We start from the raw sequence: 4,672 nt of genomic DNA, 5'->3' as shown, positions 1-4,672 counted from the left end.
CGGTAATATTCTCATACCATCATTCGCCGTCGGCCGAACGCAGGAAATTATTTTTCGTCTTGGTGAGCTTTATCAGCAAGGTAAACTGAGACATCAGGTGGCGTATCTTGATAGTCCGATGGCCATCTCGGTGACAGAGATTTATCATCGATACAGTGATATATATAACGAAGAAGATCTGGATACCATTGAGCACCCCACCTTGCCCTCGTCAAAACGACATAAGAGTCTGCATACCTTTTTACCGATACTTCGTTACTCCTGTACCACCGATGAATCTATGGCCTTGAACCGTGTAGACAGCGGGATGATTGTGATTGCGGGCAGCGGAATGTGCAATGGTGGGCGCATCCGGCACCATTTTAAGCACAACCTTTGGCGCAAACATTCCCATGTGATTTTCGTCGGTTACCAGGCAGCAGGTACTCCAGGTCGCGCTATCATAGACGGTGCAGAGACCTTTAAGGTGGCTGGTGAGGAGGTTGTTGTTCGTGCGCAAATTCACACCATGGGCGGCTTTTCGGCACATGCTAGCCAAACGCAACTGCTTGATTGGCTCGATAACTTTAAAGAGAAGCCGCGGTTGTTGCTTGTGCATGGTGAAGACGAAGCTAAAAAGACATTGCGCAGAGCGGCGCGCGGCCGTGGTTGGGAAGCTGAGATTCCCGAGTTGGGAGATGTAATCAGTTTTTAGAGCGTCTTTGTGTCCGTATGTTTTCTACTGCCGCTTGTTGCGACAGCTCTTTCTTTTTTATCTCCGTCACCGAGTCAGTTCTCATATGTTCTACGTATCGCTTAACGCTGTTTTTGCGATGTAAGTCTCGTGCTTATAGTTTAGTCAAAAAATTGACTCAAATTAGCCTATAATCGAGACCGGTTTCCAGCAGTTTTCAGAATTTCACACTTTAATTGCCGCCGTCAGCAACACATTAGTTCCAAACGGGTGGCATCAATGGTTTTACAGCATCGTTCTTTTTCTAAAACAACGCACTTGGTTATTGCAGTGTTGGTTTTCGCGTTGAGTAGTTTTGCAATGCAAGCACAAGCGAAGCCAGCATGGAAGGATGGCAATACCTCAACGGAGGGAACGAGCAAGGGTCGCAAGAATAAAAGCACGCAAGTCAGCATTGTTTCGGCACCTGAATCAGTTCAAGTCGATGCCGGGGAGATGGTTTCGTTTACCGTTGTCGCGCAAACGAATGATGGTAGTAATCTTTCTTATGCGTGGTTTTTTAACGGCGCGGAGATCGTCGGTGCAACGACCGACCACTTTATGATTGATCAAAGCACTATAGAAAATGCTGGTCAGTATCAGGTTGTAGTGAGTGCTCGCGGTGTTTCGCAGTCAGCTTCTGCCATTCTTGACGTTGTTGAGTCACAGCTGCCGACTTTTCACCCGATCGACATCTCTTTGCAGCCTATGTCTGCATCAGCATATGTGAATGAGAGTGTAACGCTTAATGTGAGCGCGATGAGCGAAACGCCCATGCAATATCAGTGGAGAAAAGATGGTCAAGAGATCGCCGGTGCAACGCTTTCCTATTATGCGATGGATGGACTCTCGTTAGTAGATAGCGCGCAATACGATGTGGTGATTACCAATGGCAGCGACTTTGTGGTCTCTTCTGTCGCGACGCTCGCTGTAAGCAATCTTCCTACTCTGAATTTGAGTTGGGATCTACCTGCAGAACGCACAGACGGCACGCCGTTAACGGTCGAAGAAATATCAGGCTTTAGTCTTTACATGCAGGAGGAGGGGGCGACAGAACAAAAGCTCAGCGTAGAAGGTGCGAATACAACCTTTACCGTGGGTGAGTTGCCTCGCGGGAACTACCTGTTCAGCATTGCAACTGTGGACGATAGCGGCATGGAAGGCCCGCGTTCAGAGTGGTTGAGCTTTGATGTGAATTAAAGACGGCATCCAGCTCTTAAAGTAAAGGGTTGGCAGGCGATCGATCAGGTCTCTTGTCAGCCTTTTTTGCGATTTGCCTCAGTGTTTCTTGTGATACCTTTGCGCTGTGATAACCTTTTCAGCATTCTGTTTTACATGAAAGGGATAGCATGCATTCTCTGTTATACAGGGCGGTGGCTGGCATTGTGATGGTGGTCAGCTTTTATTTCGCAATTCAACTAAGTCAGTCCGGCTTTAAAACCATTCAGGATTTCAGGCAATTAGAACGGATTGTACCTTCACCTATTCTGGGTGTGCTTTCGGGCGAGGCTCAGGTAGAGGCTTATGTAGAGGCCCCGCCTGATAAACCGCTGTTGCGAAGCACAAAACAGAAGGTGCCCAGTGTTTATTTCCGGTATCTGAAGGAACGCCAAGAAACGGACTCTGAAGGCAAGACGCGCTGGGTGACGGAAGCCGACATTACAAGAGCCATGAGCTTTGAACTCCAAGACCATTCTTCGTCCGCTAGTGTCTTGATAGCGGGTAACGGCGGCGGCATTCGCTGGTCCATGCCCGCATCTTATTCTGAGCGTCAAGGTGACTATCGATACACTGAATGGCGCATTGAGCCTGGTCAGAGTGTCTTGATATACGGTTGGGCGGAAGTGACCTTAAACTCTGACTCTGAACCTTCAATTCACTTCCGGTTTGATAGGGAAGGCCGCTATTTACCGATCATTTCTAAGTTCTCTGCCGCGGAAGAGCGAGGTTCTCTAGGTACAGATGCAATTCTGCATATTTGGGGTGGTGTGTCGCTTTACGCCTTGGCGATCTGCGCGTCAATGTACCTCTTTCAGATACATCGTTTATTGGCTTACCTGAGCATCATGACATGTGTAACAAGCGCGGCTTTGCTGGGTTATGGCTATACGAGCATGAGCACCAACGTCCAAGCCGGTGCCGCTTATGTCAGTGAAAAACAACGACAGGCTGAAAGCGAAATTCAGGCCATTCTAGGGGCAGGCGAAGTGTTTTGGCCGGGGTGGGAGAATCTGGGGCAGCTGGTTTCTCATAGGTATCGAGAGAGCAGCTGGAAAGCGCAGCGTATTACTGAAATTCGGTTAAATCTGTTTTATCTCGATCAAATGTATCGGATGCAAATTGCGCAATTTCCGGAGAACGCCTATGCCAGTTTAAGTGGGCATAAAACGACACCGCAAGTGGCATACCTTAATGAACAAGAACGCCACGTTGCTGAGGGTCGATTGGCCAACTATGAGAAAACTTCGGTTAAAGAAACGAGATATCTCTTCATGGCCGGTGGCGGTTTCGTTCTCTTTATTGTTTTGGCGTATTTCGGTTTTCGATACGCGAAAGTAAAACGGATGATCGAGAATATCCCCACCTCTAAAACCAAAGGGGTAGCGTTTGGTACGGTGGAGCTTAAGGGGAATGTCGGCTTAATAGAAGGCCATAGCTTGTTAGGCCCAGTGACGTTCTCCAAGTGCGTTTGGTATCGTTATCTTGTTCAAGAAAAACGCGGGTCTGGCAAGAGGTCCAAATGGGTGACGCTGACCGATGACACAAAAGGCATCCGCTTTTACTGTGAGGACAGCGAAGGAGAGCTGTTGATTGATGCTTCGGATGCGGAGGTCATCACTCGTCATAAGAAAGTGAGGCGAAGCGGAGACAAGCGTTACACCGAATGGGCGTTAAATGATGGCGATGCGATTTATGCTTTAGGGCAGGCATCCGTCGACCCTGTTCGGCCTGATCATCTTTTTCTGAACAAGCCCAGAAGCACGGACACGTTCATTCTCAGTAACTACAGTGAACGTGACATCATGATCCGAAAGGCGACAAAGGCGATGCTCTCGTTGCTGTTCGCGTTCTCGAGTATTTTCTTTTTTGCCACCTTTTTGAATGGCGTGAATGGGCAGTTCTCCGCCTTTGACTATTTTGTTTCCGGATTGATAGGCCCTGTTTTTCTAATCGCCTTCACCATTGTTCTGCACTATAACGATATTGTGTTTCTCAAACAGCGGGCTAGTCGAAATTGGGCGAATATTCAGGTGGCCTTGAAGAAGCGCGCAGATCTGTTCAAACAGCTTGAGAGAGTCGTTCGTCGCTACTTACAGCATGAGAAGGCATTGTTGCAAGAACTAGCAGAGCTACGCACACGTTCGAGTAAGCGTGTAAAAACCTCGGGGCAAGCCGCTAAGCAAATTCAATCTGAGCAGCGGTTCGTCAAAGCGCTGAATGTAAAGCTAGAAGCGTACCCGGATTTAAAGGCTGATGAGGTTGTGCAGGAATTTTTCGACACTATGACGGCCATGGAAAACGAGATCGCCTTGATGCGCCATGGTTTTAACGATGCGGTCCGCGAATATAATACGCGGATACAAAGCTTTCCAGATGTGCTGCTCACGCGCATCTTCAAATTTAAACAGCTTACCTTGCTCTCGTTTGATAAATAGCTTGAAACATGGCGGGCGAACATTAATAAATGCGTCCGCTTGTTGTGCTTGGTTTCGGGTTCGGGTTCGTAGTTTCTAGTTTCTAGCTTCTGTTTTTCAGGTAAGCGGCTTGTTAGGCGATCGATCAGATCTTTTGTCACTCTTTTTGCTCGTTTTTGGCCGTGTTCCGTTATTCGCTGAGTTACTTTGCTCGCTGCTGAGTGTCGTTTTCTGGGACTTCTAAATCGCTTTGTCATAAAGATGTCATGTGCGCTGATTAGCCTCGTTCTTTTATTTCTAACGTGACGGAAAAGAGTATGTTTAT

Annotated in this window: 3 protein-coding genes; all 3 read left to right on the top strand. The window is 47.8% G+C overall.

The window, feature by feature from the left end; translation table 11 throughout:
• Positions 1-694, top strand: a 694-nt coding sequence (locus tag A3750_RS09710; protein WP_304440183.1) for an MBL fold metallo-hydrolase RNA specificity domain-containing protein, incomplete at its 5' end; no start/stop codon positions are given.
• A gap of 258 nt (positions 695-952) precedes the next feature.
• Positions 953-1,912, top strand: coding sequence for an immunoglobulin domain-containing protein (locus A3750_RS09705; RefSeq protein WP_068521609.1), 960 nt, complete (start codon positions 953-955; stop codon positions 1,910-1,912).
• 149 nt (positions 1,913-2,061) lie between these two features.
• The gene (locus tag A3750_RS09700) at positions 2,062-4,368 is read left to right on the top strand and encodes a LemA family protein (RefSeq protein WP_068521610.1); all 2,307 of its coding nucleotides are present in this window, start codon (positions 2,062-2,064) and stop codon (positions 4,366-4,368) included.
• Positions 4,369-4,672: the final 304 nt, after the last annotated feature.

This window comes from Oleiphilus sp. HI0079 (assembly GCF_001635105.1).
This window is presented reverse-complemented; position numbering and strand designations above follow the sequence as displayed.